Consider the following 25,526-nt stretch of genomic DNA (forward strand, 5'->3'; position numbering starts at 1 on the left):
AAGGAGTGGTCGGGGTGGCTCGCATCCTGCAGCTCGACGAGGCCATCGCGGAGCTCGTCCACGACGGCGACACGGTGGCCCTGGAGGGCTTCACCCACCTGATCCCGGTCGCGGCCGGGCACGAGATCATCCGGCAGCGCCGCAGGGACCTGACGCTGGTCCGGATGACGCCCGACATCGTCTACGACCAGCTGATCGGGGCGGGCTGCGCGCGGAAGCTGATCTTCTCCTGGGGCGGCAACCCCGGCGTCGGCTCGCTGCACCGCTTCCGCGACGCCATCCAGAACTCCTGGCCGGTGCCGCTGGAGATCGAGGAGCACAGCCACGCCGGCATGGCAAACCGCTACGCCGCCGGCGCCTCCGGGCTGCCCTTCGCCGTGCTGCGCGGCTACGCGGGCACCGACCTGCCGGCGCAGACCGACACCATCAAGATGATCGAGTGCCCCTTCACCGGCGAGCGGCTGGCCGCCGTCCCGGCGATCAACCCGGACGTCGGCATCATCCACGCGCAGCAGGCCGACCGGGCCGGCAACGTGCAGATGTGGGGCATCACCGGAGTGCAGAAGGAGACCGTGCTGGCCTCGAAGCGCTCCCTGGTCACCGTCGAGGAGATCGTCGACGAGCTGACCCCGCGACCCGGCGCCGTGGTGCTGCCGCAGTGGGTCGTCACCGCCGTCGCGGAGGCGCCCGGCGGCGCCGCCCCGTCCTACGCGCAGGGCTACTACGAGCGCGACAACGCCTACTACCAGCAGTGGGACCCGATCGGCCGGGACCGCGAGAAGTTCGAGAACTGGCTGGCGACCGAGGTCCTCAGCACCGAGAGGAGTGCCCGATGAGCTCCGCCGAATTCACCTCCGACGAGATGATGACCGTCGGCGCCGCCCGCTCCCTGCACGACGGCGTGGCGTGCTTCGTCGGCATCGGCCTCCCCAGCACCGCCGCGAACCTCGCGCGCCGCACGCACGCCCCGAACCTGGTGCTGATCTACGAGTCGGGCACGCTCGGCGCCAAGCCCGACCGGCTGCCGCTGTCCATCGGCGACGGCGTACTGGCCGACACCGCCGACTCGGTGATCGGCGTGCCGGAGATCTTCAACTACTGGCTGCAGCCCGGCCGCATCGACACCGGCTTCCTCGGCGGCGCGCAGGTGGACCGCTTCGGCAACATCAACACCACCGTGATCGGCGGCGACTACGCCAACCCGAAGGTCCGGCTGCCCGGCGCCGGTGGCGCGCCCGAGATCGCCGCGTCCTGCCGCGAGGTGCTCATCGTGATGCGGATGAGCCCGCGCAGCTTCGTGGAGAAGCTCGACTTCGTCACCTCCGTCGGCTACGGCACCGGCAAGGGCGACCGGGAGAAGCTCGGCCTGCGCGGCCGCGGCCCGGTCAAGGTGATCACCGACCTGGGCGTGCTGGAGCCGGATCCGGAGACCTGCGAGCTCACCCTCACCCAACTCAGCCCCGGCGCGACGGTCGAGCAGGCCCGGGAAGCGGTGGGCTGGCCGCTGAAGGTCGTCGACGAACCGACCGTGCTGCAGGCGCCGACCGAGACCGAGCTGACGGTGCTGCGGGAGCTCAAGGCGACGATCGGCGGCGCGAAATGACCGACGTGCACGGCCCGGGACTGGCAGTCGTCCTGCCCGCCTGACAGCTTGGACGCAAGAGGAGCTGCGATGACCACACACGAGACCCGGTCGCCGGCCGGGCTGATCCTGCCGGAGTACGGCAAGGACGACCAGTCCCACCCGGCGCTGAACACCCCCGAGTACCGCTCGTCCGCGCTGCGCTACCCGAAGCAGCCGCTGCAGTACCTGCCCCAGTACCTCACCGAAATCACCGGGCCGGTGCTCGGGCAGGACCGCTGCGGCGAGCGCGACCACGACCTGACCGTGCAGCACGACGACGAGCCGCTGGGCGAACGCATCATCGTCAGCGGCCGCGTGCTGGACTCCGGCGGCAAGCCCGTGCCGAACACGCTGGTCGAGATCTGGCAGGCCAACTCCGCCGGCCGCTACCGGCACCAGGGCGACCGGCACCCGGCGCCGCTGGACCCGAACTTCTCCGGCACCGGCCGGTGCATGACCGACGCCGACGGCAACTACCGGTTCATCACCATCAAGCCCGGCGCCTACCCGTGGCGCAACCACGACAACGCGTGGCGCCCGGCGCACATCCACTTCTCGCTGTTCGGGCAGGCGTTCACCCAGCGCCTGATCACCCAGATGTACTTCCCCGGCGATCCGCTGTTCTACCAGGACCCGATCTTCAACTCGGTGCGCGACGAGCAGGCCCGGGAACGGATGATCTCCCGCTTCGACCTCGACACGACCGTGCCGGAGTGGGCGCTGAGCTACAAGTTCGACATCGTGCTGCGCGGCCCGGCGAGCTCGGTGTTCGAGGACGAGGAAGAGGAGGACGACGACTGATGGCTGCCCCCAAGCCCCCTGCCACCACGCCGTCGCAGACGGTCGGCCCGTTCTACGCCCTGCCCGGCGGCATCCTCTGGGACGGCGGTCAGGAGGCCGTCGCCGCCGAGCACCCGGGCGCGTTCGTGCTGCACGGGCGGCTCACCGACGGCAACGGCGATCCCATCCCGGACGGCGTGGTCGAGATCTGGCAGGCCGACGAGCGCGGCCGGTTCGACCACCCCGACGACCCGCGCCCGGAGTCCTCCTCGTGGCAGGGCTTCGGCCGGTGCCCGACCGACGCCGACGGCGGATTCTGGTTCCGCACCGTGAAACCGGGCCCGCTGCCCACACCGGACGGCGCGACCGAGGCGCCGCACCTCGACGTCACCGTGCTGGCCCGCGGCATGCTCAACCGAGTGGTCACCCGCGTCTACTTCCCGGACGAGGAGCAGGCCAACGCCGCCGACCCGGTGTTGTCTGCAGTGGACGCGGCGCGCCGCGGCACGCTGGTCGCGGCGGCCGATGACCGCGGCTACCGCTTCGACATCCGGATCCAGGGCGATGGCGAAACAGTCTTCTTCGCGGTCTGACGACCTGTTCGGGCCGATGTTCGGCACGCCGGCGGCGGCCGAGCGGACCAGCGGTTCCGCCTGGCTGCAGGCGATGCTGCGCTTCGAGGCGGCGTTGGCTTCGGCGCAGGCCGAGGCCGGCGTCATCCCGGTTTCGGCCGCCGAGGAGATCGCCCGGCACTGCCGGGTCGAGCTGTTCGACGTCGGCTCGATCGCCGAGCGCGCGGTGTCGTCGGCGACGCCGGTGATCGCGCTAGTGCGCGACCTGACCACGCTGGTGGGCGCCGAGGCGAAGCCCCACGTGCACCGCGGGGCGACCAGCCAGGACGTGATCGACACCGCCGCCATGCTGGTGACGCGCGACGTCCTGGACCTGGTCATCGCGGATCTGCGCGCCGCGGCGGGCGAATGCGCGAGGCTCGCCGAACGGCACCGGCACACCGTGATGATCGCCCGCTCGCTGCTGCAGCAGGCGTTGCCGACGACGTTCGGCTGCCGCTGCGCCGGCTGGCTCACCGCGCTCGACGAGGCCGTCACAGCGCTCAGCCGCATCCGCGACGAGCGGCTCGCAGTCCAGCTCGGCGGCGCCGCGGGCACGCTCGCCTCGCTCGGCACCGACGGCGTCCGGGTCGTCGGGCTGCTCGCCGCCGAACTCCGGCTGGCCGAACCCGTCGTGCCGTGGCACACCGACCGGACCCGGGTCGCCGAACTGGCCGGGGCGCTGGGCGCCGCGGCCGGGGTCCTCGGCAAGCTCGCCCTGGACGTCGAGCTGCACGCGCAGACCGAGGTCGGCGAGCTCGCCGAAGGCAAGGCGGGCGGATCCTCCGCCATGCCGCACAAGCAGAATCCCGTGTCGGCGGTGCTGATCACCGCCGCGACCCGGCGGGCGCCCGGCCTGGTGGCGACCCTGCTGTCGGCGATGCCGCAGGAGTACGAGCGCGCCGCCGGCGCCTGGCAGTCCGAGTGGGAGCCGCTGACCGAACTGCTGCGCCTGGTCGCCGCGGCGGCCGCGCAGGCCCGGCGGCTGCTGGCGGAACTGCGCGTGCACCCCGAGAAGATGGCCGCCAACCTCGCCCTCACCGGCGGTCTGGTGATGGCCGAAAGCGCGGCCGGGCCGCTGATGGCCGGACTCGGTCGCACCGAGGCCCAAGACCTCGTCGCCCAGCTGTGCCGCCGCGCGGTGCAGGAGGGCACGACGCTGCGCGCGGAACTGCTGGCAGATCCGCAGGTTAAAGCGGTGCTTTCGGAGGCCGAAGTGGTCGCGGCCACCGAGCCCGCCGACTACCTCGGCTCCGCCCCCGCCTTCATCGACCGCGCCCTGGCCGCACACGCCGAATTGGAGAACCCGTGAACGTGAACTACGAGCTGACCGGACCCGACGGCGCGCCGGTCGTCGTGCTGTCCAACTCGCTGGGCACCGACCTGTCGCTGTGGGACGAGCAGGTTCCCGCGCTCGCGCGGGAGTTCCAGGTGCTGCGCTACGACCAGCGCGGGCACGGCGGCACCGCGGGCAAGCCCGGGCCGTACACGCTCAAGCAGCTCGGCGGCGACGTGCTGGCGCTGCTGGACACCCTCGGCGTCCGCCGGGCGCACTTCGCCGGGGTCTCGCTGGGCGGCATGACCGGCATGTGGCTGGCCGAGCACGCGCCGGAGCGCATCGACCGGCTCGCGCTGATCTGCACCTCCGCCGACCTGGGCCCCGCGTCGATGTGGCAGGACCGCGCCGCGGTGGTGCGGGAGAAGGGCACGCAGGCGATGGTCGAGCCGTCGCTGCCGAGGTGGTTCACCCCGGCCCTGGCCGAGCGGGCGGACGTCGTCGAGAAGTTCGGCGGCATGCTCGCCGCGGCCGACGACGAGGGCTACGCGGGCTGCTGCGAAGCGATCGCCGGCATGGACCTGCTGCCTAAGCTCGGCGAGATCACCGCGCCGACGCTGGTGATCGCGGGCGCCGAGGACGCGGCAACTCCCCCGGCGCACGCGGAGCAGATCGCCGCGGCCGTCGCGGGCGCCCGCCTGGAGGTGCTGTCCCCGGCGGCGCACCTGGCCAACGCCGAACAGCCCGAGGCCGTCAACCGGCTGCTGCTGGACCACTTCACGAGGAGCCTGTGATGCCCGACCGCCTCAACGACGAAACCCGGCGCGACCAGGGGATGCAGGTGCGCCGGCAGGTCCTCGGCGACGAGCACGTGGACCGGGCGAACACCAAGATCACCCCGTTCACCGAGGGCTTCCAGGACTTCATCACCCGCTACGCGTGGGGCGAGCTGTGGAGCGGCGACGGCGTCGACCGGCAGACCCGCAGCATGCTGACCCTGGCGATCCTGGCGGCGATGGGCTGCGAGGACGAGTTCGCGATGCACGTGAAGGCCGCCCGCCGCAACGGCGTCCCGCCGGAGCACATCCGGGAGGTGCTCATGCACGTCGCGATCTACGCCGGAGTGCCCCGCGCGAACAGCGCTTTCGCGATCGCCAATACGATCCTCGGCGACGAGCAGTCCGACTGAAGCAGGAGAACGCCATGGAACCCGTGTCCGACACGAGCGGCGGTTACGTCCAGTCGCTGGCGCGCGGGCTCCTGGTGATCCGCGCTTTCAACGAGTCCAGCCCGGAGATGACGCTGTCGGAGGTCGCCCGCGCGACCGACATGTCGCGCGCGGCGGCCCGCCGGTTCCTGCACACCCTGGTGCACCTCGGTTACGTGTGGACCGACGGCCGGGTATTCGCGCTCACCCCGCGCGTGCTGGAGCTGGGCTTCGCCTACCTGTCCAGCGTGTCGCTGCCCGAGATCGCCCAGCCGTACCTGGAGCGGCTGGTGGCCGAGGTGCACGAGTCGGCGTCGGTGTCGGTGCTGGACGGCCCGGACATCGTCTACGTCGCCCGCGTCCCCACCTCGCGGATCATGACGGTGTCGATCAACATCGGCACCCGGTTCCCCGCCTACGCGACGTCGATGGGCCGGGTGCTGCTCGCCGACCTCGCCCCCGCCGAGCTGAACGCCTACCTGTCCGAAGTGGACCTTGAGCCGCTGGGCCCGCACACGATCACGACCCCGGCGGCGTTCGAAGAGGAACTGGCCCGCATCCGCGAGCAGGGCTGGGCGCTGGTGGACCAGGAGCTCGAAGCGGGCCTGCGCTCGATCGCGGCGCCGATCCGGGACCGGGCGAACAAGGTGGTGGCGGCGGTGAACATCTCCTCGCACGCCTCCCGCACCAGCCCGGAAGAAGCGCGCGAGAACCTCCTGCCGCCGCTGCAGGCGACGGCGGCCCGGATCAGCGCCGACCTCGCGGTCGCCCCGCAGTCCCGCGCGGTTTCGCGCTGAGGTTCCGGCCTCAGCGCAGGTCCAGGGCCCAGCCGTCCCGGTAGAAGCCGCGGATTAGGCGGCCGGCCTCGGCCTACCCGCCCTTGCCTCGGCGATACACCTACTCACCACGCTTGCGCCGGCCTACCTGATGAACCAATCCGGGCCAGAACACCAGCGGCACCTTCATTGCGCGTTGTGCGTCCTCGTCTTCCTGCAGTCCAACGTCCTGTCGTGGATGCTTCCACGGTGAACTGACTCGAATCGAGTGGAGTGATGCTGGTATGAGGGTGGCGTTGTTCGCTACCTGCCTCGGGGATGCGATGTTCCCGGCGGCGCCCAAAGCGACGGTGCAGATCCTGGAGCGGCTCGGCTGCGAGGTCGAGTTCCCGGCCGCGCAGACCTGCTGCGGGCAGATGCACACCAACACCGGCTACCGCAAGCAGGCCGTCTCCTCGGTGCGGACCTTCGTCGACGCGTTCGCCGACTACGACGCCGTGGTCGCCCCGTCCGGGTCGTGCGTGGCGTCCGTGCGCCACCAGCACGCGATGGTCGCCGAGGGCGACAGGCGGCTCAGCCGCGCCGTCGCGCGCATCGCTCCGCAGGTCCACGAGCTGTCGGAGTTCCTCGTCGACGTGCTCGGCGTGACCGACGTCGGGGCGTACTTCCCGCACCGGGTGACCTACCACCCCACCTGCCACTCCGCCCGGCTGCTGCGGGTCGGCGACAGGCCGCTGCGGCTGCTGCGCGCGGTGCGGTCGCTGGAGCTCGCCGAGCTCCCGGCCGCCGAGCAGTGCTGCGGGTTCGGCGGCACCTTCGCGCTGAAGAACCCGGACGTGTCGGTGGCGATGGGCGCGGACAAGGCGCGCCACGTCCGCGAGACCGATGCGGAGGTGCTCTGCGCCGGAGACTCCTCGTGCCTGATGCACATCGGCGGGCTGCTGTCCCGGCAGCGTTCCGGGATCCGGGTGATGCACCTGGCCGAGATTCTGGCCTCGACGGAAGGGATTGACCGGTGACCGGCACCTACCTGGGCATGCCAGCGTTCCCGCAGGCGGCGAAGCGGGAGCTGGCCAACTCGCAGCTGCGGCACAACCTGGCGAACGCGACCTCGACGATCCGGCAGAAGCGCGCGAGCGTCGTCGGCGAGCTCGACGACTGGGCTCAGCTGCGCGAGGCCGGCGCGGCCATCAAGACGCACACACTGTCCAACCTGGACAACTACCTGGAGCAGTTCGAGGCGGCGGTGACCGCGGTGGGCGGCACCGTGCACTGGGCGCGCGACGCCACCGAGGCCAACCGGATCGTCGTGGACCTGGTACGGGCCACCGGCGAGCGGGAGGTGGTCAAGGTCAAGTCGATGGCCACCCAGGAGATCGAGCTCAACGAAGCCCTGGCCGACGCCGGGATCGATGCCTGGGAAACCGACCTGGCGGAGCTGATCGTCCAGCTCGGGCACGACACCCCGAGCCACATCCTGGTGCCCGCCATCCACCGCAACCGCGCCGAGATCCGCGAGATCTTCCAGCGCGAGATGGGCAAGGTCGGCGCGCCCGCGCCCGCGGACCTCACCGACGAGCCCGCCCGGCTGGCCGAGGCCGCCCGGCGGCACCTGCGGGAGAAGTTCCTGCGCGCCAAGGTCGCCGTCTCCGGCGCGAACTTCGCGGTGGCCGAGACGGGCACGCTGGTGGTCGTGGAGTCCGAGGGCAACGGCCGGATGTGCCTGACCCTGCCGGAGACGCTGATCAGCGTGGTCGGCATCGAGAAGCTGGTGCCGCGCTGGCAGGACCTGGAGGTGTTCCTGCAGCTTCTGCCGCGCTCCAGCACCGGCGAGCGGATGAACCCCTACACCTCGACCTGGACCGGCGTCACCGCCGGGGACGGGCCGCAGTCGTTCCACGTGGTGCTGCTGGACAACGGCCGCACCAACGCGCTCGCCGACGAGGTCGGCCGCCAGGCGCTGCGCTGCATCCGCTGCTCGGCCTGCCTGAACGTGTGCCCGGTGTACGAGCGCACCGGCGGCCACGCCTACGGCTCGGTGTACCCGGGCCCGATCGGCGCGGTGCTGACGCCGCAGCTGCGCGGGACGGTGTCCGAAGTGGACAAATCGCTGCCGTACGCGTCGTCGTTGTGCGGCGCCTGCTACGACGTCTGCCCGGTCGCGATCGACATCCCCGACCTGCTGGTGCACCTGCGCACCCGGGTCGTCGAGGAGCACAACTGGCGGTCCAAGCCGATGGACGCCCTGATGGGCCTGGCGTCCTGGGTGTTCGGCGACTCGAAGCGGCTGGCCGCGGCCGAGAAGGTGGCGGCGCTGAGCCGCCGGGTCATCGGGCGCAAGGGCACCATCGGCCGGTTGCCCCCGCCGCTGTCGCGCTGGACCGATGCGCGGGACGCGCCGGCCCCGGCCGAGGAATCCTTCCGCTCCTGGTGGGAGCGCAACCGAGGAGGGGAATCGCGATGAGTGCGGGGAATTCGGCGCGCGAGGCGATCCTGGGCCGGGTGCGCTCGGCGCTGGCACAGACCGAGCGGGTTCCGGTGTCGAGCATTCCGCGCGACTACCGGACCGAACGCCCGACGGCGGATCTGGTGGGCCTGTTCTGCGAGCGGGTCGCGGACTACCGGGCGACGGTGGAGCGGGTCGAGCCGGGCGAGCTGCCCGCCGCGATCGTGGCCGCCGCGCGCGCCGCAGGTGCCCGCCGAGTACTCGCCCCAGCCGGGGTACCACAGCAGTGGTACGAGGCGCTGAGCTCGGAATTCGGCCAGGTGGACGACGGAACGGACATCGACACGGCGGGACTGGAGCGCGTCGACGCGGTGATCACCACGGCCGTGGTGGGCATCGCCGAGACCGGCACCATCGTGCTCGATCACGGCCCCGGTCAGGGCCGCCGGGCGGTGACGCTGGTGCCGGACGTGCACATCTGCGTCGTCCGGGAATCCCAGGTCGCCGACGACGTCCCGGCCGCGCTGCGCCGGCTGGACCCGGCGCGGCCGATGACGTTCATCAGCGGCCCGTCGGCGACCAGCGACATCGAGCTCAACCGGGTCGAGGGCGTGCACGGCCCCCGGACGCTCCACGTCCTGGTCGCCCCGGGCTGAGATCGTCCCCCGGACCGGGCCGCACGACCGGGTGACACACTGATCATCGAGGTCAGTGTGATTCTGGAGGTCGACCATGGGGACCGGCGCGCGGGCGGATCTCGTCGAGCGGGCGGCGACACTGCGGCCGCTGCTGGAACAGCATCGGGCCGAAGGCGAGCAGGAGCGGCGGCTCTCCGACGAGTCGATCGCCGCGCTCGACGAGGCGGGCCTGTTCCGCGCCTGGGTGCCACGCCGGTTCGGCGGCCTGGAAACCGACCTGCGCACCATCATGGACGCCACCGCCGAGGTCACCCGGGGCGACGCGGCCGCGGGCTGGCTGGTACTGATCCTCGGCTGCGGCGACTGGCTGACCGGCCTCTTCCCCGACCGGGCGCAGGAAGAGGTCTTCGGCGCCGACCCGGACACCAAGGTGTGCCAGGTGCTCACGCCGAAGGCGTCCGCCGAGCGCGTCGACGGGGGCTGGCAGGTCAGCGGCAGCTGGGCGCCGGCCTCCGGCTGCCTGCACGCCGGCTGGGCCATGCTCGGCATGTCGTTGCCCGCGCACGGCGACGAGCCGGCGGACGCCGCGTTCGGGCTGGTCCCGATGAGCGAGCTGCACATCAAGGACACCTGGTTCACCCTCGGCATGCGCGGAACCGGCAGCAACCTGCTGATCGGCGAGAACGTGTTCGTCCCCGACCACCGGCTGCTGCGCCGGGGCCCGGCGATGCGAGGCGTGTTCCCGCGCCGCAGCAACGATTCCGCGCGCTACCGAACCGCCGTGGTCCCGACGCTGGCGACGTTCCTGATCGCCCCGCTGCTCGCCATGGCCGAAGAAGCGCTGGAGCACGTGCTTTCGCAGGCCGGCCGCAAGGGCATCGCGTTCACCAGCTACCAGCGGCAGCGCGATTCGACCGCGTTCCAGCTGGCCGTGGCGGAGGCGTCGACGAAGATCGACGTCGCCCGGCTGATCGCGGACCGGTCGGCGGCGGTGGTCGACGGTCACGCGCGGTCCGGTACTCACCCGGGCTACCTGGAGCGGGCCCGGCTGCGGCAGCATTCCAGCCATGCGGTCCAGCAGTGCCGCGAAGCCGTCGACGTGCTCGTCTCCGCCTACGGCGCGTCGGCACTGTCCGAATCGGACCCGCTGCACGCGATCCTGCGCGACGTCCAGACGGCCGCCCGGCACGCGCTCGCACACCCGGCCAGCAACGCGGAGGTGTTCGGCCGCGCACTCCTCGACGTCGAGCCCAACATCACCGAGATGATCTGACGGCTGGCCCGCCGGCCACACGATCCAGTGATAGCAGGAACCTGGATCCGGGCATCCTGGTCGAAGCGGTGTCGTCGCCGATGCGGCGCCGGCAGTGCTGGTCGGGAAGAAGGGAGCTTCGCGTGGCAGAGATCAGGGTCCGGCTGCGCGGTGGGCCGGAGGACGGTCACGAGGTCGCCGTCTCCGCGGACGTGTCGGGCAAACCGGTACCGCGCATCACGTTCCCCGCGCGGACTCGCAATTCCCAGGCCGTGCCGCCGCTGCTGATCTACGAGCGCGCCAGGAAGCGACCGGACGGCACCTGGGAATTCGACTTCGTCGGCGCGGAGACCTGAGGAGCGGCGGTTTCCGTTCAGGAGCGTCGGCTCGCGGGGCGCCACATCGGGTAGAGGCTGGGGCCATCGGGGAGGACGATCGGGTCGCCGTGGTCCTGGAAGCCCAGGCGCAGGTAGAGGTTCCGGCTCCGGGCGCTGCTGGCCTCCAGGTACGACGGCGTCCCCTCCGCGTCCCACCGGCCGAGGGCGCCGCGGAGCTCCCGGCCTCCGACGCCGGTGCCCTGCACCGCCGGGTCGACGCCGATCAGGGCCAGGTACTCGTGGGGATCGCGCGGGTGTCGTTCCGCGCTCAGGGCGCCGAACTCGCGGAACCGGTGCGCGCGGTCCCCGGCCAGGTCGAGCAGGCGCTGGGAGCCCGCGTCGTCGAGCATGCTCGGCGGCCCGGTGCGCGCCGCGAGCCAGACCTGCACCGCGAGGCCGTCCGCGCCGCTGATCACCCGCCCGGCCGCGCCGGCCTGCGCGAGGACCATGACGAACCACTCGCGATACACGTGGTGCCGGTGCTCCGGGTCCGGCAGCAGCCACCGGGCGAACGCGTCGTCGGCGAAGGCCCGCAGCAGCGTGCGCACCCGTATGTCCTCAGTGGACATCCGCGGGCTCCGCGCCGGCCTGGACGGTGGTGGCGCGGGCGCCCATCCCGATCCGCGCGTAGGTCTCCGGCCGGAACCGCTTCAGCACTGCGCCCCAGCCCGCGCCGAGCGCCAGCACGACCACGAAGCCCAGCGGCAGCGCCCACGCGGCCGGGTCGCCGTCGGGTACGCCGAGCACAGTGCCGAACGACGTCACCGTCAGGACCAGCACGACCGCGAGCACCGCGGCGGCCAGCGCAGGCGCGACGGCGGTCCGCCACCGGCCGTGCCCGTGGTCGCGTTCGCGGATGAAGTAACCGACGACGGCGATCGAGGTCAGCAGCACCAGCGTCAGGACGCCGAGCGCGCCCACCGAGGCGCCCCAGAAGAACAGGTAGGTGATCGGGTCCAACCCGGTGACCGCCACCAGCGCCACCACGACGGCCACGATCGCGGTGGTGGTCAGCGAGCCCGCCGCCGGGGCCGAGGTGCGGGAGCTGGTCGTCCCCCACCAGCGCAGGCCGATGCCTTCCCGGCCCAGCGCGAAGAAGTAGCGGGCGCAGACGTGGTGGAACGACAGCGTCGCGGCGAACAAGCTCGTCACGTACAGCGCCGAGCCGATGGTCACCAGCGCGCCCGGCAGTCGCTGCCCGGCGAGCACGAAGAGCAGTTCCGTGGAATGGGTCTCGGCCTGCGAGACGATGGCGTCCGGCCCGGTGGCCACCGTCATCGCCCAGGTCGACAGCGAGTAGAGACCACCGATGACGACCAGCGAGATGTAGGTCGCGTAGATCACCGTGCGCGGGTTCTTCGCCTCCTCGGCGAGCACCGTGGAGTTCTCGAACCCGATGAATCCGGTGAAGGCGATCACCAGGATCACTCCGGCCGCGCTGGTCATCAGCTGAGCCGGGTTGAGGGTGTCCAGCACTACGCCGGCGTCCGACGGCGCGGACACGAACGCCGCATCGTAGACCAGGATGATCGCCACCTCGGCGAGCAGCAGCACGCCCAGCACCCGCCCGTTGACGTCGATGCGCAGCACGCCGAGCACCGCGATCAGCGCCAGGCCGGCGGCCGAGAGCACCCACCACGACACCTCGACACCGCTGATCTGCTGCACGAATGCGGCCGCGCCGACGCCGAAACCGCCGAGCAGGCTGGCCAGGATCATCAGGTAGGAGACGAGCGCGAGGCCGCCGGCCGCGGTGCCGGCCACCCGGCTGAGCCCCTTGGCCACGTAGGCGTAGAACGCGCCGGCGTTCTCCACGTGCTGCGACATCGTGACGTAGCCGATCGCGAACAGCCCGAGGATCAGCGCGATCGCCAGGTAGCCCAGCGGGATCCCGGTCACCCCGGACACCGCGAACCCGCTGACCGCACCGCCGCCGACCACCGTTTCCGGGGCCGCTGCGGCGACGGTGAAGAACACGATCGACGTCACGCCCAGCCGGGCGCGGGCCAGGGCTGCGGAGACTTTGGACGGTGGCAACGCTCGCTCCTCTGCGCTCTCAGTGCTTCGGGGTTATCGCGGACTGGCCGCGGGCGGCGCCCACCTCGCTCACGAGGGTCCGCAGCGGGCCCGGGATGCGCGGCTCCCAGGACTCCATCCGGTACTCGCCCTGCCGGGTGACGTGCTTGGGGAGCCGGATCTGGCGCAGCACGCCGGTTTCCCGCAGCAGCAGCGCCAGGGTGATCTCGGCGAGCCGGGCCGGGATGGTGATCATGCCGCTGCCACTGGCCGTTTCGGCACCGGTGAACAGCGTCTCCAGGTCCACCTCCGGGTTGCGCACGCCGTCGTCGGCGAGCCGCCAGGCCGCGGCCGACCCACCGCGCCAGCCGCCGGACACCGGCACCTCCCGGAGCACGTCGGTGATGGTCAGCCGGGCGCGCACCTTCTCGGTGGCGGCTTGGCTCAAGTACTCCAGCCACGTCCGCACGTCGTGGCCGGTCTCCTCGCGGATCTCCCGCAGGATCGCCCAGGACAGGAAGTCCGGGCAGCGGCCCTTGCCGCTGGGCCGGACGCTGGGGGTCACCGTGACCTCCTCTTCCAGGATCAGCTCGGCCAGCAGCCCGGCGGCGCAGCCGAGCGCCACCAGCGAGCCGTCGATCCTGGGCGAAAGGCGCTGCTCCCCGGTGTGCGCGGCGAGGAAGAACCGGTCCGCCACGCGCAGCGGGATGCGCGCGGGTTCCTGCCCGGAAACCGTCAACGCCCACCCCCGGCCGAAGTGCTGATCAACACGCGGTCGCTCCCGTCCGACGCAGCGGCCTACCGGTCAATCCCCCGAGTTCGGACCGTGTCCGAGCCAGCGCACAGAGTAACGTACGTGAAGCATTGTTCAAGATAGCCGTCCAGCACGACGCCGACCGACGCGCCCGCGCGGGAATCGACGCTCGTCCCGCGGCGTTGACTTCGACTTAACTCGAAGTTTCAGGATGGTGCTCGACCGCGTCGGACCGCTTGAATAGGACTGCGAACATGACGGTGACATGGGAGACGATGCGCTCCTTCGCCAGTGACGAATCCGTGACCCGGCAACGCCTCTCGCCCGGGCTGGCCCGGCGCATCTTCCGCTACGCCCGGCCCTACTCCCGCGACATCATCCCCTTCCTGGGGCTGGTGGCGTTCGCCGCGGTGCTCGGCATCGTCAACCCGCTGCTGTTCAAGGCGATCATCGACGACGGGATCGTGCCGCAGGACATGGGGGTTGTCGTCTGGCTGGCGGTGGCCGTCGCCGGCGTCGCGCTCCTGGAGGCCGCGACGTCGCTGATGCAGCGCTGGTACTCCGCGCGGCTCGGCGAGGGACTGATCTACGACCTGCGCTCGGAGGTCTTCGACCACGTGCAGCGGATGCCGGTGGCGTTCTTCGTGCGGGCGCAGACCGGGGCGCTGGTCAGCCGGCTCAACAACGACGTCATCGGCGCGCAGCGGGCGCTGACCAGCACGCTGTCGTCGGTGGTGTCCAACGTGCTGAGCCTGGTGCTGGTGCTGGCCACCATGTTCACCCTGTCCTGGCAGATCACCCTGATCGCGCTGGCGATGCTGCCGCTGTTCCTGCTGCCGGTGCGGTGGATCGGGCGACGGCTGCAGCGGGTCACCCGGGAGCAGATGAAGGTGGACGCCGAGATGAGCTCGCTGATGACCGAGCGCTTCGGCGTCGCCGGGGCGATGCTGGCCAAGCTCTACGGCCGCGCCGACGAGGAGTCCGAGCGGTTCTCGCGGCGGGCGGCGCGGGTGCGCGACATGGGCGTGGTGTCGGCGATGTACAGCCGGGTGTTCTTCGTCGCGCTGACGCTGCTGGCGTCGCTGGCCACCGCGGTGGTCTACGGGCTCGGCGGCGGGCTGGTGCTCACCGGGGCCTTCGAGCTGGGCACCCTGGTGGCGCTGGCGACGCTGCTCAGCCGCCTGTACGGGCCGCTGACCGCGCTGTCCAACGTGCACGTCGACGTGATGACCGCGCTGGTCAGCTTCGACCGCGTCTTCGAGGTGCTGGACCTGCGGCCGATGATCCAGGAGAAGCCGGACGCGAAGCCGCTGCCCGCCGGGGCGGCCGACGTCGAGTTCGACGCGGTGTCGTTCCGCTACCCGGCGTCCAGCGAGGTTTCGCTGGCGTCGCTGGAATCGGTGGCGCGGCAGGACAACGCGCCCGCGCACGACGTGCTGCACGACATCTCGTTCCGCGCCGCGCCGGGCCAGACGATCGCGCTGGTCGGCCACTCCGGCGCGGGCAAGACGACCATCACCAACCTGGCCGGGCGGCTCTACGACGCGGATTCCGGGGCGGTGCGCATCGGCGGCGTGGACGTCCGCGACGCGACGCTGGCCTCGCTGTACTCGACGGTCGGCGTGGTCACCCAGGACTCGCACCTGTTCCACGACTCGATCCGCGCCAACCTCACCTTCGCCCGGCCCGACGCGACCGACGAGGAGCTGACCGAGGCCCTGCGGACGGCGCAGCTCGGACACCTCGTCGCGTCGCTGCCGGACGGGCTGGACACGGTGGTCGGCGACCGCGGGTACCGGCTCTCCGGCGGGGAGAAGCAGCGGCTGGCGATCGCCCGGCTACTGCTGAAGGCGCCGCCGATCGTCGTGCTGGACGAGGCGACCGCGCACCTGGACTCGGAATCCGAGGCGGCGGTGCAGCAGGCGCTGAAGACCGCGTTGTCCGGGCGAACGGCGCTGGTCATCGCGCACCGGCTGGCCACGATCCGGGAAGCGGACCGGATCCTGGTGGTCTCCGGCGGGCGCATCGCGGAGGAGGGCACGCACGCCGAGCTGCTTGCCCGCGGCGGCCTGTACACCGAGCTCTACCGCACCCAGTTCGCGCAGCAGGACGATGCCGACGAGGCGGCGTGAGGGTTTTCAGTCCCGCTTCGGCGGGGCGGTGGTGAGGTTCCCCTCGGGGTCCAGGTGCGCGAGCATGGCGGCGCAGAGCTCGTCGAGCTGGCGCACCTGGGCCTCGGAGAGGCCGTCGAAGATCAGGTCGCGGACCTTCTCCACGTGGCCGGGGGCCGAGGCGACGAGCTTCTCGTAGCCTGCTTCGGTGAGCTCCGCGACGTTGCCGCGACCGTCGGAGCACGCGCGCTGCCTGCGCACCCAGCCCTGCTGCTCCAGGCGGGCGACCACGTGCGACACCCGGGACGGCGAGGCGTTGGACCGGGCCGCGAGTTCGCTCATCCGCAGCGCGCGTTCCGGGTGCTCGCTGAGCATCGCCAGCACCCAGTAGCCGAAGTGGGTCAGGCCCGCGTCCCGTTGCAGCTGGTTGTCCAGCGCGGCCGGGACGACGGTCATCAGGGCGGCGAACTTCCGCCAGGCGCACTGCTGGGTGTCGGTCAGCCATCGGGTTTCGGTCACCCGATCAGCATACCCGGGCAGTATTTGAACATTCAAATACTATGTGTGATCAGCGGCGGAGCGATCGGTGAAGATCACAATCGGCTCGGCTCACCGCCGGGCCAGCAGGTCATCGGCCGGGAGCGCGTTGATCACGCGGTCGGCGGGCACCTCGCACTCCTCGGCCCGCGCGCATCCGTAGGCCAACCAGTCGAGCTGACCTGGGGCGTGCGCGTCGGAGTCGATGCTGAACTCGCAGCCGATGTCGCGGGCGAGCCGGATCAGCTCGCGCGGCGGGTCCAGCCGGTCCGGCCGGGAGTTGATCTCGACCGCGACGCCGTTGTCCCGGCACGCCTCGAACACCGCCACCGCGTCGAAGGTGGACTGCGGCCGCTTCCGGTCGCCGATCAGCCGCCCGGTGCAGTGTCCCAGCACGTCCACGTGCGGGTTGGCCACCGCCGCGCACATCCGCCGCGTCATGGCCGGCGCGGCCATCCGCAGGTCGGAGTGCACGCTGGCCACCACGACGTCCAGCTCGGCGAGCAGGTCCTCGTCCTGGTCCAGCGCGCCGGCCGACAGGATGTCGACCTCGATGCCGGTGAGGATGCGGAACGGCGCGAGGCGCTCGTTCAGCCCGGCGACCACCTCCAACTGCTCGCGCAGCCGCTCGGCGGACAGGCCGCGGGCCACGGTCAGCCGGGGCGAGTGGTCGGTGAGCACCATCCACTCGTGCCCGAGCTCCCGGGCGGTGACGGCCATCTCGGCGATCGGGCTGCCGCCGTCGGACCAGTCGGAATGGGTGTGGCAGTCGCCGCGCAGCGCCGCCCGCAGTCGCCGCCCGTGCTCCGGAACGTCCACTTCGGACCGCAGGCGCGCCAGGTAGTCCGGGATCTCGCCGCGGTGCGCGGCCTCGATGACGGCGGCGGTGGTCCTGCCGATGCCCTCCAGCGCGGTCAGCCGCCCGGACGCCACCCGCTTGTCCAGGTCCGGGAGGTCGTCGACGACCGCGGCGGCGCGCCGGAACGCCCGCACCCGGTAGGTCGGCGCGCCCTCGCGCTCCAGCCAGAACGCGATTTCGCGCAACGCCCGTGTCGCATCCACGCCGTCCTTGGTAGCCGCTGCCGGGCCGGCGCGCCACCGGCGATTCGTCCCGGGGTCTTGGCCGCGGGCGGGGCCGCGGCGTTAGATGGCGACCGGAACGGTTCTCCGAGAGGCGCGAGGTGCAGATTGCAGCAGTACGAAGTGGCCGTGCTGCCCGGTGACGGGATCGGCAACGAGGTCATGCCGGAAGCGTTGCGGGTGCTCGAGGTGATCGGGGCGAAGTACGGGGTGCGGTTCGGCTTCCGGCACTTCGACTGGAGCTGCGAGACCTACCGCAGCACCGGCCGAATGATGCCCGCAGACGGGCTGGACCGGCTGCGCGACCACGACTCGATCCTGCTCGGCGCGGTCGGCTGGCCCGGCGTGCCCGACCACATCTCGCTGTGGGGGCTGCTGCTGCCGATCCGCCGGGAGTTCGACCAGTACGTCAACCTGCGCCCGGTGCGGCTGCTGCCGGGCGTGACGCCGCCGGTACGCGACAAGGAGCCCGGCGACATCGACTTCTGGGTGGTCCGGGAGAACACCGAGGGCGAGTACTCCCAGCTCGGCGGGCGGCAGGGCGAGGGCACCCCGAACGAGATGGTGCTGCAGACCGCCGCGTTCACCAGGCGCGGCACCGACCGCATCATGCGCTACGCCTTCGAACTGGCCCGCAAGCTCGGCAAGCCGCACGTCACCTCGGCGACGAAGTCCAACGGCATCTACTACTCGATGCCGTACTGGGACGAGCGGTTCGCGGCCATCTCCGCCGAATACCCGGACATCACCGTGGACCAGGACCACATCGACATCCTGTGCGCGCGGTTCGTGATGACGCCGGAACGCTTCGACGTGGTGGTCGCCAGCAACCTCTTCGGCGACATCCTCTCCGACCTCGGGCCCGGCGTGACCGGCACGATCGGGGTCGCGCCGTCGGGCAACATCAACCCGGAACGCGACTACCCGTCGACGTTCGAGCCGGTGCACGGCTCGGCGCCGGACATCGCGGGCCGGGGCATCGCCAACCCGATCGGCCAGATCTGGTCCGCGGCGATGATGCTGGACCACCTCGGCCTGCCGGAGGCCGGGGCCGACGTGGTCCGCGCGATCGAGCAGGTCCTGACCGACGCGTCGGCGCCGCGCACCCCGGACCTCGGCGGCAAGGCGACCACCGAGGACCTCGGCAAGGCCGTCGCGGCCGCTGTGCAGGGCTGACCGGCCGGTGCCGGTTTCGCGAGAGATCGACGTTCACCCCGGTGACCGCCGGTTGCTCGCGAAACCGCGCCCGGCGGTCATGGCGCGGCGTCGGCGATCCGGGCCGCGACGGCCAGCAGCAGGTCTTCGCGTCCGGGCCGGCAGGCCAGCTGGACGCCGACCGGGAGGTCGCCGATGGTGCCGGCCGGGACCGAGACCGCCGGGATGCCCGCCACGTTCCACGTCTTGGTCAGCGATACCAGGGCACCGCGGACCGTCGCGGCGGCGCCGTCGATCTCGATCTCGCGCCGGCCGATGGCGGGCGCGACCATGCAGGTCGTCGCCAGTGCCAGCAGGTCGACCCGGGTGAGCAGGCCGTCGATCTCGGCGCGCCACCGGTCGCGGGCCACGAGTGCCCGCACGTGCTGCCAGCCCGCCGTTTTCGCGGCTTCTTCCAGCCGTCCCAGGACGTCCGGCGTGAACAGCTGCGGGTTCTGCGCCACGCGCTCGGCGTGGATCGCGTACGCCTCGCTGTTCTGGATGCCTGCGAAGGCCTCGTGCAGGACGGCGGGGTCGCGCAGTTCGACGTCCCGCACCGCGAGGCCTTCGAGGTCCAGGGCAGTGCGGGCGATCCGCGCGACGTCCGGGTCGGTGGGGTGCAGCGTGCCCGGGTCGATCCAGCCGATGCTCGCGGTCTCCCCCGCTTCGCGGCTGACGGTGTCGCGCAGCCCGGCCAGCACCCGGTAGCCGGTCCGGCAGTCCTGCGGGCTCCTGGCCAGCACGCCGACGTGGTCCAGCGACTGCGACAGCGGGAACACGCCGCCGGCCGGGATCGCGTTGAACGCCGGTTTGAAGCCCACCACCCCGCACATCGCCGCCGGGATGCGCACCGAGCCGCCGGTGTCGGTGCCCAGCGCCAGCGGCACCATCCCGGCCGCGACCGCGGCCCCGCTGCCGCCGCTGGACCCGCCCGTGACCCGGCTCGGGTCGTGCGGGTTGCGGGACGGCCCCTGGTGCGAGCTGTCGCCGGTCGGGCCGAACGCGAACTCGTGCGTCGTGGTCTTGCCGACCAGCACCGCGCCGCCGTCGCGCAGCCGCGTCACGCACTCGGCATCCGATGTGGACACGTTGGTCGCGAAGTGCGCGGATCCCATGGTCGTGGGCAGGTCGGCGACGTCGATGATGTCCTTCACCGCGACCGGAATCCCGTGCAGCGGTCCCCGGTCGCGGCCTTCGGCCAGCTCGGCGTCGGCCTTCTCGGCGGCCTTCAGCGCGCCGTCGCGGTCGACGGTCACGAAGGCGTTGAGCTCGCCGTCGAGTTCTTCGATGGAAGCCAGGGCGGCCCGGGCCAGTTCGACCGCGGTCACCTCGGCGGCGCGCAGTTGTGCGGCGAGCCCGCCGATCGTGCGGTCGGCGAAGAAGCCCGCTGGGCGTTGCTGGGTCAACGCGGCTGCACCTCACTTCCCGGCGTTCCGGTGAACGATCATCCTGCGTCGCGGCGGCGATTCAGTCAACGCTTCAACCAAACGATCACCGGGCGCCGACGAGCAGCTCCGCCTCCCAGAGATCGAGGTAGGGGCCGGGGGCCGCCACCAGTTCGTCGTGCGGGCCGCGTTGCACGATCCGGCCGCGATCCAGGACCAGCACCTCGTCGAACTCCGGCAGGCAGGCCAGCCGGTGCGTGACGACGACCGTCGTTCGGCCGGATCGCGCGCCCAGCACACCGGTGAGCAGTTCGTCGGCCAGCCTGGTCTCCAGGGATTCGCCCGGTTCGTCCAGGAGCAGCACCGGCGGGTCGGCCAGCAGTGCCCGGGCCAGCAGCAGGCGCTGCCGTTGGCCGCCCGAGATGTCCTGGCCGCTCTCGCCGACGAGCGTGTCGAAGCCCGCAGGCAGGCCGCGGATCCAGTCGAGCAGCCCGGCCTGCTCCGAGGCGCGCGCCAGCTGCTCATCGGTGGCATCCGGTGCGGCCAGCCGCAGGTTCTCCCGGATGGTGGTGTCGAAGACGTGCGCGTCCTGGGTCACCGCACGGGTTTCCGGGCGCTCGACCTGCCCGGTCGACGGCTCGACCAACCCGGCCATGACGCCGAGCGCGGTGCTCTTGCCTGCCCCGCTGGCGCCGACGATCGCGACCGTCCGGCCCGGCTCGATGACCAGGTCGATGCCGCGCAGCGCCGGAGCCGCGTAGTGCACCGACACGTCATGGAGGGCGAGCCGTCCCGCGTTCGCCTGCGGATCCGGCTTCGGCGCGACGGTCAGCAGCTCGGCGACCCGACGCAACGCCGGACGGTGTTCGGCGTACTTGCGCGCGGCTTCGACGAGCGGCATTACCGGCTCGAATGCCGCCAGCGCCAGGAATCCCACCACCGCGGCCGTGACCTGCTGGCGACCGTCGAGCACCGCGAGCCACGTCGCGCCTACCGCCGTCAGGCCCTGGACCGCGATCCCGGCCGCCGTCAGGAAACCGGCCGCCCGGGCGGAAGCCCGCTCGCGGCGGACGATCCGCGCGGTGTGCTCCCCGGCTCGGGCCGTTGCCCCGGCGGTGGCGTTGAACGCGGCCAGTTCCCTTGCGCCGTCGACGAGATCCGCACTGGCCACCGCGAGCAGCGCACGATCCTCCGCTGCCGCAGCCAGATTCCGGCCCGACATCGGCGCCGCGACCAGCGGCAGCACCACACCGGCCAGCAGCAGGCCCGCGACCAGCACCGCCCCGGCCGCCGGGACGACCGCGAGGCACACCAGCGCCGACGAGACGCCCACGACGAGCGCTATCGCCGCCGGTGACAGGCAGCGCAGCAGCAACTCTTGCACGCTGTCCACGTCGGCGATCAGGCGAGTCAGCGCGTCGCCGTCGCGCAACGGCGGTCGCCCGAGCCTCGACCGGAACACCTTCGGCCGGAGCTCGGCGACCACGCGCAGCGCGGCGTCGTGCCCGGCGAGCCGCTCCAGGTAGCGGAACGTGCCGCGTGCCAGGGCGCAGGCTCGGACGCCGACGATCGCCAGGCTCAGCGCGGACAGCGCGGGCTGCTCCGCGGCGCGGGTGATCAGCCAGGCCGCCAACGCCATCAGGGCCACGGCGCTGAGTTCGGCCACCATTCCGCACGCCACCGCGGCGAGCAGCCGCGGGGCGCGGAAGAGCCGCAGCATCGCGATCATGCCGCCACCTCCGCCGGGGATTCGACGACGCCGCCGCGAATCCGGATGACCCGGTCGGCCGTCGCGAGCAGGGCGGGGCGGTGCGCGACGACGATGGCCGTGCGGCAGCTGAGCACCGTCGCCGCCGATGCCGCCAAGGCCGACTCGCTGTGCAGGTCCAGCCGCGCCGTGGGCTCGTCCAGCAGGACGAGCGGCGCGTCCTTCAGGTAGGCGCGGGCGACGGCGATCCGTTGCCGCTGCCCCGCCGACAGGTCCGCCCCTCGCTCGCCGAGCCGGGACCGGTAGCCCTCCGGTTGCCGTTCGACGAACTCCGCGGCGTGCGCGGCACGAGCCGCCTCGCGTACTTGCTCCATCGATGCCTCCGGTGCGCCGAGGCGGATGTTGTCGGCCACGGTCGCGGCGAACAGGTGCGGGTGCTGCGGCACCCATGCCACCCGGCGTCGCCACCGGTCGATGTCGAGATCCCGCAGGTCGACGCCGTCGACGAGGATCCGCCCGCGCTCCGGCGCCACGAAGCCCAGCAGCAGGTGGAGCACCGTGGACTTGCCCGCTCCGCTGGGCCCGACCAGCGCTACCTTCTCCCCCGGGCGGACCACGAACGAAACCCGGTCCAGCACCGGGGTTTCCTGGCCTGGGAAGCGGACCGTCACCTCGTCGAACCTGATCTCGCCCGCCGTCGCGCGGCGCCGGCCGCCCGGCTCATCTGTCGAGCGGTCGAGGATCTCGAACGACTCCTCGACCACGGCCATCCCCTCGGCCCCGGCGTGGAACCGGGTGCCCAGCGCGCGCAGCGGGATCAGCGCTTCCGGCGTCAGCAGCAGCACCAGCAGGGCGGTGTCGAGGTGGAGGCCGCCGGCGAGCAGGCGCAGCCCGATCGGCACCGCCACCAGCGCGATCGCCAGCGAGCACACGGTTTCCAGCACGAACCCGGACAGGAACGCCGTGCGCAGCGCGCCCATCGTCGCCCGGCGGTGTTCGTCGGCCATCCGCCCGATCACCGCCGCCTGGTGCTCGGCCCGCAGGAAGACCCGCAGGGTGGTCAGCCCGGCCAGGACGTCCCGGAAGTGCCCGCCCAGCCGCCGGAGGTGCGCCCACTGGTGCCGGGTGACATCACGGGTGCGCAACCCGATCACCGCGCCGAACAACGGGATCAGCGGCATGCTCGCGGCGACGATCAGCGCCGAGGACCAGTCCGCGAAGCCCAGCCGCACCAGCACCAGCGGCGGCACCGCCACCGCCACCAACAACTGCGGGACCACGCCGGTGAGCAGGGGCTCCAGTGCGTCGAGGCCCCTGGTGACGAGCGTGGTGAACGACCCGCTCGACCGCTGCGAGCCCGCGCGGGCCAACAAGTCGCGGCGCACCGCAGCCTTCGCGTCCGCCGCGGCGCGCTGGATCAGCGCACCGCCGGCCCACGCGGCGCTGGCGCGCAGCGCGACCGCGCCCGCCAGCCACGGCAGGTAGCCGGGGTCGAGCCGGGCGATGGCGAGGGCCAGCAGATCGGCTTGCGCGATGATCAGCGCGCCTTGCGCCAGCGCCAGGCACGCCACGGCGATCAGGACGGGTCGGGGCAACAGGCCCAGCAGTCGCTTGTTCACAGGTACGACGGCCTTTCCACCCTGCCCCGGCACACCCACCACGCGTAGGCCTGCGCGGCGATCAGCAGCGGCGTGATCACCATCATCGCCGGGAGCAGCAGGCCCAGCGTGCCCGGATCGGCGGTGTTGTCCAGCAGCGGTAGGCGGATTCCCACCACCAGGCACAGCAGCGCCATCGCCGCCGACGTCAGCGCGAACACCCGCCGCTCGTCACCGCGCCCGAACAACGCCCTCGCCCGCTGGTGCAGCGGCCCGGACAGCCGAAGCGCGGCGAAGGCCAGCCCGTGCACCGCGAACACCGCCGCGATCGCGACCGCCGCCAGCACCGCGCCGGGCCCGGTGGCCACGGCGTGGAACTGGCCCGCCAGCAGGCCCGCGAACATCCAGCCCCAGCTGAGCGCGACCGCCCAGCTGCCGCCGGTGATCGTCGCGTCGCAGATCGCCCACCAGGCCCGGACATCCGCCCGGCCGCGCAGCCACAGCCCCATGTCACGCAGGATCCAGCCGCACAGCAGCAGCACCACCGCCGGGAACAGGCCGCTGAGCAGTTCTCCTTCCAGCTCGGGGAAATTGCCGACGAGGACGCCGGCGGTGGCCACCAGCCAGACCTCGTTGCCGAGGAAGAACGGGGCGATGGCGGCGATCACCAGGCGGCGTTGCGCCGCGTCCCGGCCCAGCACCGGCAGCAGCATGCCCACCCCGATGTCCGCACCGCCCAACAAGAAGTAGCCGAGGGCGAAAACGCCCAACGCCACGACGGCCAGCAGCTCCACGAGCGGTCTCCTTACAGCGATGCGGTGATCGGGGTCGGGCGGGTTTCGGCCTCCGGGCGGCCCAGGGCGACCTGGTCGGGCGCGCGACCGGCCTGGCGCAGCAGCAGCGCCCAGTTCACCACCAGCAGGAGTCCGAAGAGGACGGTGAAGGCCACCAGCGATGCCCGCATCGCCGCCGGTGACACGTCGGAAACCGCGTCCCGGGTGAGCAGGACGCCGTTGATCACCCACGGCTGGCGGCCCATCTCGCGGAACACCCAGCCGGAGAGCATCGAGATGTAGGGCAGCGGGATCGCCGCCATCAGCAGCAGGTGCCACAGCCGGAACCGCTGGACCACCGGCCTGAACAGGGCCAGCAGCGCGCTCGGCAGCACCAGGAGGAACATGAACCCGAACGCCGCCATCATCACCGAACCGCCGGCGCTCACCCACTCCTCCGGCGGCACGTAGTCACCGGGACCGAAGCGGGCGACCTGCTCCGCCTGCAGCCGGGCGACCTCCGCCCCCCGGCCGCCCCACACCCCGAGCTTCATCGGCTGGTAGTCACCGATCACGTCGAACTGGATCCCGCCCGCGGTCGCGGTCGCGAACAGTGCCGGAAGCGCGGTGAACACCCCGATCCGCAGTGACTTGGTGAAAAGGTCCACCTCCGGATCGCGGCGGAACAGGCGGTAGGCACTGATCCCGGCGACGAAGAAGCCGGCCGTGACGAGCGCTCCGCCCAGGATGTGCCAGAACGCCGCGATCGACGCCGGGTTGGTCAGCACCGCCCAGGTGTCGGTCAGCCGCAGCACGTCGCCGTCCCGCTCGTAGCCCACCGGGTTCTGCAGGAATCCGTTGGAGACCATGATCCAGTAGGCCGAGGCGTAGGCGGTGATCGTGACGCCCCAGATCAGGCCGAGGTGCACCCAGCGGTTCAGCCGGTCCCAGCCGAAGATCCACAGGCCGAGGAACGTGGACTCGACGAAGAACGCGACCAGCGTCTCCATCGCCAGCGACGCGCCGAAGACGTTGCCGGCCTGGTGCGTCAGCCCGCTCCAGGCCAGGCCGAACTGGAACTCCATCACCAGCCCGGTGACGATGCCGACGGCGTAGTTGATCACGTACAGCTGGCCCCAGAACCGGGTCATCCGCTGGTGCACCGGGTTCCGGGTCAGCGTCGCCCTGGTCTGGATGCACGCCACCAGCGTCGCCAGTCCGATGGTCAGGGCGACGAACAGGAAGTGGCCGCCTGCGGTCAGGGCGAACTGCAGGCGCGCCAGGTCGAGGGTCTCGGAATTCACACCGACAACACTGGCGGCAAGGTGCGCCCCGGGTCGTCAGCCCGGAGCGGGCACTTCGAGTACCGCAGCGGTTGCGCCC

At 72.0% G+C, this 25,526-nt stretch carries 25 protein-coding genes; 15 read left to right on the top strand and 10 right to left on the bottom strand.

Features of this window, described 5'->3' with window-relative positions; translation table 11 throughout:
• The first annotated feature begins 14 nt into the window (after positions 1–14).
• From BLW84_RS38670 to BLW84_RS38730, 13 genes are all read left to right on the top strand, one after another.
• Positions 15–836, top strand: a complete 822-nt coding sequence (locus tag BLW84_RS38670; protein WP_093276231.1) for a CoA transferase subunit A — start codon at positions 15–17, stop codon at positions 834–836.
• Positions 833–1,603: a CoA-transferase subunit beta gene (locus BLW84_RS38675; protein WP_093276233.1), complete on the top strand. Its 771-nt coding sequence runs from the start codon at positions 833–835 to the stop codon at positions 1,601–1,603. Before BLW84_RS38670 ends, BLW84_RS38675 begins: the two co-directional genes overlap by 4 nt.
• A gap of 69 nt (positions 1,604–1,672) precedes the next feature.
• The gene (gene pcaH, locus BLW84_RS38680; protein WP_093276236.1) at positions 1,673–2,425 is read left to right on the top strand and encodes a protocatechuate 3,4-dioxygenase subunit beta; all 753 of its coding nucleotides are present in this window, start codon (positions 1,673–1,675) and stop codon (positions 2,423–2,425) included.
• A complete protein-coding gene (gene pcaG / locus BLW84_RS38685; protein ID WP_093276240.1) occupies positions 2,425–2,997 on the top strand; it encodes a protocatechuate 3,4-dioxygenase subunit alpha in 573 nt (190 codons plus the stop codon). The genes pcaH and pcaG overlap by 1 nt, the downstream gene beginning before the upstream one ends.
• The gene (gene pcaB, locus BLW84_RS38690; protein WP_245761682.1) at positions 2,969–4,327 is read left to right on the top strand and encodes a 3-carboxy-cis,cis-muconate cycloisomerase; all 1,359 of its coding nucleotides are present in this window, start codon (positions 2,969–2,971) and stop codon (positions 4,325–4,327) included. Before pcaG ends, pcaB begins: the two co-directional genes overlap by 29 nt.
• Positions 4,324–5,085, top strand: a complete 762-nt coding sequence (gene pcaD, locus BLW84_RS38695) for a 3-oxoadipate enol-lactonase (RefSeq protein WP_093276242.1) — start codon at positions 4,324–4,326, stop codon at positions 5,083–5,085. Before pcaB ends, pcaD begins: the two co-directional genes overlap by 4 nt.
• On the top strand, positions 5,085–5,480 hold the full coding sequence (gene pcaC, locus BLW84_RS38700) for a 4-carboxymuconolactone decarboxylase (protein WP_093276245.1): 396 nt from the start codon (positions 5,085–5,087) through the stop codon (positions 5,478–5,480). Before pcaD ends, pcaC begins: the two co-directional genes overlap by 1 nt.
• A 14-nt stretch (positions 5,481–5,494) precedes the next feature.
• Positions 5,495–6,295 (top strand): IclR family transcriptional regulator, encoded by an 801-nt coding sequence (locus BLW84_RS38705; protein ID WP_093276247.1) that lies wholly within the window; start codon positions 5,495–5,497, stop codon positions 6,293–6,295.
• A gap of 263 nt (positions 6,296–6,558) precedes the next feature.
• Positions 6,559–7,293 (top strand): (Fe-S)-binding protein, encoded by a 735-nt coding sequence (locus BLW84_RS38710; RefSeq protein ID WP_093276250.1) that lies wholly within the window; start codon positions 6,559–6,561, stop codon positions 7,291–7,293.
• Positions 7,294–7,310: 17 nt separating this feature from the next.
• Positions 7,311–8,738 (top strand): LutB/LldF family L-lactate oxidation iron-sulfur protein, encoded by a 1,428-nt coding sequence (locus tag BLW84_RS38715; RefSeq protein ID WP_093276321.1) that lies wholly within the window; start codon positions 7,311–7,313, stop codon positions 8,736–8,738.
• The gene (locus BLW84_RS38720) at positions 8,735–9,376 is read left to right on the top strand and encodes a LutC/YkgG family protein (RefSeq protein WP_093276252.1); all 642 of its coding nucleotides are present in this window, start codon (positions 8,735–8,737) and stop codon (positions 9,374–9,376) included. The genes BLW84_RS38715 and BLW84_RS38720 overlap by 4 nt, the downstream gene beginning before the upstream one ends.
• Positions 9,377–9,452: 76 nt before the next feature.
• Entirely contained in the window at positions 9,453–10,631 is a 1,179-nt protein-coding gene (locus BLW84_RS38725; protein ID WP_093276254.1) for an acyl-CoA dehydrogenase family protein, read from the top strand.
• A gap of 122 nt (positions 10,632–10,753) precedes the next feature.
• A complete protein-coding gene (locus tag BLW84_RS38730; RefSeq protein WP_093276257.1) occupies positions 10,754–10,966 on the top strand; it encodes a hypothetical protein in 213 nt (70 codons plus the stop codon).
• A 17-nt stretch (positions 10,967–10,983) separates the two neighbouring features.
• On the opposite strand, the gene BLW84_RS38735 is transcribed toward BLW84_RS38730, so the two are convergent.
• Genes BLW84_RS38735 through BLW84_RS38745 form a run of 3 tightly spaced genes read right to left on the bottom strand, consistent with a single transcriptional unit; the run spans position 10,984 to position 13,742 of the window.
• The gene (locus tag BLW84_RS38735) at positions 10,984–11,556 is read right to left on the bottom strand and encodes a GNAT family N-acetyltransferase (protein ID WP_093276260.1); all 573 of its coding nucleotides are present in this window, start codon (positions 11,554–11,556) and stop codon (positions 10,984–10,986) included.
• On the bottom strand, positions 11,546–13,024 hold the full coding sequence (locus tag BLW84_RS38740; RefSeq protein WP_093276262.1) for an APC family permease: 1,479 nt from the start codon (positions 13,022–13,024) through the stop codon (positions 11,546–11,548). The genes BLW84_RS38735 and BLW84_RS38740 overlap by 11 nt, the downstream gene beginning before the upstream one ends.
• 19 nt (positions 13,025–13,043) lie before the next feature.
• Positions 13,044–13,742: a GPP34 family phosphoprotein gene (locus BLW84_RS38745; protein WP_245761684.1), complete on the bottom strand. Its 699-nt coding sequence runs from the start codon at positions 13,740–13,742 to the stop codon at positions 13,044–13,046.
• A gap of 269 nt (positions 13,743–14,011) precedes the next feature.
• Here BLW84_RS38745 and BLW84_RS38750 point away from each other — a divergent pair, with 269 nt between their 5' ends.
• The gene (locus BLW84_RS38750; RefSeq protein WP_093276265.1) at positions 14,012–15,889 is read left to right on the top strand and encodes an ABC transporter ATP-binding protein; all 1,878 of its coding nucleotides are present in this window, start codon (positions 14,012–14,014) and stop codon (positions 15,887–15,889) included.
• Between the two features lie 6 nt (positions 15,890–15,895).
• On the opposite strand, the gene BLW84_RS38755 is transcribed toward BLW84_RS38750, so the two are convergent.
• Both BLW84_RS38755 and BLW84_RS38760 read right to left on the bottom strand, forming a co-directional pair.
• Entirely contained in the window at positions 15,896–16,387 is a 492-nt protein-coding gene (locus BLW84_RS38755; protein WP_093276269.1) for a MarR family winged helix-turn-helix transcriptional regulator, read from the bottom strand.
• Between the two features lie 90 nt (positions 16,388–16,477).
• Complete coding sequence (locus tag BLW84_RS38760; protein ID WP_093276277.1) at positions 16,478–17,467, bottom strand: PHP domain-containing protein; 990 nt, start codon at positions 17,465–17,467, stop codon at positions 16,478–16,480.
• Between the two features lie 126 nt (positions 17,468–17,593).
• Between BLW84_RS38760 and BLW84_RS38765 the strand changes: the two genes are divergently transcribed.
• Complete coding sequence (locus BLW84_RS38765) at positions 17,594–18,661, top strand: tartrate dehydrogenase (RefSeq protein ID WP_093276279.1); 1,068 nt, start codon at positions 17,594–17,596, stop codon at positions 18,659–18,661.
• Between the two features lie 77 nt (positions 18,662–18,738).
• Here BLW84_RS38765 and BLW84_RS38770 read toward each other — a convergent pair whose 3' ends face one another.
• From BLW84_RS38770 to BLW84_RS38790, 5 genes are all read right to left on the bottom strand, one after another.
• Positions 18,739–20,085: an amidase gene (locus BLW84_RS38770; protein WP_093276281.1), complete on the bottom strand. Its 1,347-nt coding sequence runs from the start codon at positions 20,083–20,085 to the stop codon at positions 18,739–18,741.
• A gap of 85 nt (positions 20,086–20,170) precedes the next feature.
• Positions 20,171–21,793: a thiol reductant ABC exporter subunit CydC gene (gene cydC, locus BLW84_RS38775; protein ID WP_093276283.1), complete on the bottom strand. Its 1,623-nt coding sequence runs from the start codon at positions 21,791–21,793 to the stop codon at positions 20,171–20,173.
• Entirely contained in the window at positions 21,790–23,391 is a 1,602-nt protein-coding gene (cydD, locus tag BLW84_RS38780) for a thiol reductant ABC exporter subunit CydD (RefSeq protein WP_177226932.1), read from the bottom strand. Before cydD ends, cydC begins: the two co-directional genes overlap by 4 nt.
• Complete coding sequence (locus BLW84_RS38785; RefSeq protein ID WP_093276288.1) at positions 23,388–24,164, bottom strand: cytochrome d ubiquinol oxidase subunit II; 777 nt, start codon at positions 24,162–24,164, stop codon at positions 23,388–23,390. The genes cydD and BLW84_RS38785 overlap by 4 nt, the downstream gene beginning before the upstream one ends.
• Positions 24,165–24,175: 11 nt before the next feature.
• Positions 24,176–25,447, bottom strand: a complete 1,272-nt coding sequence (locus BLW84_RS38790) for a cytochrome ubiquinol oxidase subunit I (RefSeq protein ID WP_093276290.1) — start codon at positions 25,445–25,447, stop codon at positions 24,176–24,178.
• Between the last annotated feature and the right edge of the window lie 79 nt (positions 25,448–25,526).

Origin of the sequence: Saccharopolyspora shandongensis (genome assembly GCF_900106995.1) — a bacterium.
Taxonomy (GTDB): domain Bacteria; phylum Actinomycetota; class Actinomycetes; order Mycobacteriales; family Pseudonocardiaceae; genus Saccharopolyspora; species Saccharopolyspora shandongensis.

Bases quoted from the DNA above. Each gene is read 5' to 3' on its own strand.
- BLW84_RS38710 (WP_093276250.1), top strand. From the start codon at position 6,559: ATGAGGGTGGCGTTGTTCGCTACCTGCCTCGGGGATGCGATGTTCCCG.
- BLW84_RS38705 (WP_093276247.1), top strand. From the start codon at position 5,495: ATGGAACCCGTGTCCGACACGAGCGGCGGTTACGTCCAGTCGCTGGCG.
- BLW84_RS38725 (WP_093276254.1), top strand. From the start codon at position 9,453: ATGGGGACCGGCGCGCGGGCGGATCTCGTCGAGCGGGCGGCGACACTG.
- pcaB (WP_245761682.1), top strand. From the start codon at position 2,969: ATGGCGAAACAGTCTTCTTCGCGGTCTGACGACCTGTTCGGGCCGATG.
- pcaC (WP_093276245.1), top strand. From the start codon at position 5,085: ATGCCCGACCGCCTCAACGACGAAACCCGGCGCGACCAGGGGATGCAG.
- BLW84_RS38750 (WP_093276265.1), top strand. From the start codon at position 14,012: ATGACGGTGACATGGGAGACGATGCGCTCCTTCGCCAGTGACGAATCC.
- BLW84_RS38675 (WP_093276233.1), top strand. From the start codon at position 833: ATGAGCTCCGCCGAATTCACCTCCGACGAGATGATGACCGTCGGCGCC.
- BLW84_RS38735 (WP_093276260.1), bottom strand. From the start codon at position 11,556: ATGTCCACTGAGGACATACGGGTGCGCACGCTGCTGCGGGCCTTCGCC.
- BLW84_RS38715 (WP_093276321.1), top strand. From the start codon at position 7,311: ATGCCAGCGTTCCCGCAGGCGGCGAAGCGGGAGCTGGCCAACTCGCAG.
- cydC (WP_093276283.1), bottom strand. From the start codon at position 21,793: ATGATCGCGATGCTGCGGCTCTTCCGCGCCCCGCGGCTGCTCGCCGCG.
- pcaH (WP_093276236.1), top strand. From the start codon at position 1,673: ATGACCACACACGAGACCCGGTCGCCGGCCGGGCTGATCCTGCCGGAG.
- BLW84_RS38720 (WP_093276252.1), top strand. From the start codon at position 8,735: ATGAGTGCGGGGAATTCGGCGCGCGAGGCGATCCTGGGCCGGGTGCGC.
- pcaG (WP_093276240.1), top strand. From the start codon at position 2,425: ATGGCTGCCCCCAAGCCCCCTGCCACCACGCCGTCGCAGACGGTCGGC.